Source organism: Tahibacter caeni, from assembly GCF_024609805.1.
GTDB classification, from domain to species: Bacteria; Pseudomonadota; Gammaproteobacteria; order Xanthomonadales; family Rhodanobacteraceae; genus Tahibacter; species Tahibacter caeni.
The window spans coordinates 1-1,828 of sequence record NZ_JANFVR010000559.1; the positions used below are offsets into that span (position 1 = coordinate 1).

Genomic DNA, 1,828 nt, shown 5'->3' on the forward strand with positions numbered 1-1,828 from the left:
GGCCGGGGCCGCCGCCGGCGCCTCCGCAGCGGCCGCGTCGCCGTCGACCCAGTAGCGCTCGCGCGCGAACGGATACGTCGGCAGGCTCGCGCGTGCCGCGCCGCATGCGGGCTGCCGCGTCCAGTCGACCGCGACACCCGTGGTCCAGGCACGCAGCAGCGCCGCGAGATCGCCGCGCTGCTGCGCCTGCGCGGCCGCCTGCACGGCGGCGTCGCTGTCGTCGTCGGCCAGCACCTCGCCGGCGAACGCCACGTCGGCCTCGCCGGCGAGCCAGCGGTCCAGGCGCTCGACGAGCTGCGGCAGCGAGTCGGCGACGAAGCCCAGCCGCTGTTCCATCGCCTCGCGGCCGGTCTGCAGGGTGTGGGCGACGTCGGCGAGCGCGAGCTCCGGCCGCCGCCGCAGCGCATCGCGCAGCTCGAGCGCTTTCTGGCGCAGCTGCGGCAGATTGCGCGCCGACAACGGCACGGCCTGCGGCGACGCCGGCCGCGGCGCGCGCGCCGGCGCGACGTATTCCTCGATCACGACGTGCGCGTTCGTGCCGCTGTAGCCGAAGGAATTGACGCAGGCGCGGCGCGGCGCATCGCCGGCGCCGTCCCAGGCGCGCGCGCTGCGGTTCACGTAGAACGGCGAGTTCGCGAAATCGAAATGCGAGTTCTCGCGGCTGACGTGCAGGGTCGGCGCGAGGGTGCGGTGCCGCAGCGACAGCAGCACCTTCTGCACGCCGGCCACGCCGGCCGCCGACGAGGTGTGGCCGATGTTGCTCTTGACCGAGGCCAGCGCACAGAAGTGCTTGCGTGCGGTGCGCTCGCGGAACACCGTGGCCAGCGCCTGCAGCTCGATCGGATCGCCGAGGCGCGTGCCGGTGCCGTGCGCCTCGACGTAGCTGATCGTCGCCGGATCGATGCCGTAGCGTTCGTAGACGCTGCGCTCCAGCTCGATCTGGCTGACCACGCTCGGCGCGGTGATGCCGTTGGTGCGGCCGTCCTGGTTCGTGCCCGAGCCGATAATGACGCCGTGGATCACGTCGCCGTCGGCCTCGGCGTCACTGAGCCGCTTGAGCACGAGCGCACCGACGCCGTCGCCCATGACGATGCCGTCGGCGCCGTCGTCGAAGGCCTTGCACTGGCCGCTCGGCGACAGCATGCCAGCCTGGTTCATCGACAGGTACGACTCGGGCAGCAGCCAGAGGCTGACGCCGCCGGCCAGCGCCATGTCCACTTCGCCGCTGCGCAGCGCCTGGCAGGCCAGATGCAGCGCGACGAGCGAGGACGAGCACGCCGTGTCGACCGAGATCGCCGGCCCCTTGAGATTCAGGTAGTACGCGATGCGCGCCGCGGCGATCGAATAGCTGTTGCCGGTCACCGGCGCGGCGCGCACGCCGCGCTGCGCGAGCAGCGCCGCGTACTCGTTCATCGAGATGCCGAGGTAGACGCCGCAGCGCCGGTTGCTCAGGGTCTGCACCGCATAGCCCGCATCCTCGAACGCGCGGTAGCTCTCCTGCAGGAACAGGCGGTGCTGCGGGTCCATGTACTGCGCCTCTTCCGGCGAGATGCGGAAGAACAGCGGATCGAAGCAGTCGATGTCGTTCATCGCGCCGACCCAGCGCGAAACCATCTTGTCCGGCGAGCGCGGATGGCGGTCGTAATAGGCATCCGCGTCCCAGCGCCCGGCCGGCACCTCGACGATCGCGTTGCGCCCGTTCACGAGGTTGTCCCAGAACTGCTCCAGGTCGTCGGCCTGCGGATAGCGTCCGGACATGCCGACGATCGCGATGCGCTCGTCGGCGGCCGCGCGTGCGGGAACGCCGCCGCGCCAGCGCGGGCGCGCC

Annotated in this window: 1 protein-coding gene; it reads right to left on the reverse strand. The window is 72.0% G+C overall.

Going from position 1 to position 1,828, the window contains the following annotated elements; translation table 11 throughout:
• Positions 1-1,828: type I polyketide synthase (locus NON22_RS23760; protein WP_257389459.1), on the reverse strand; the 1,828-nt coding region annotated here is incomplete at both ends.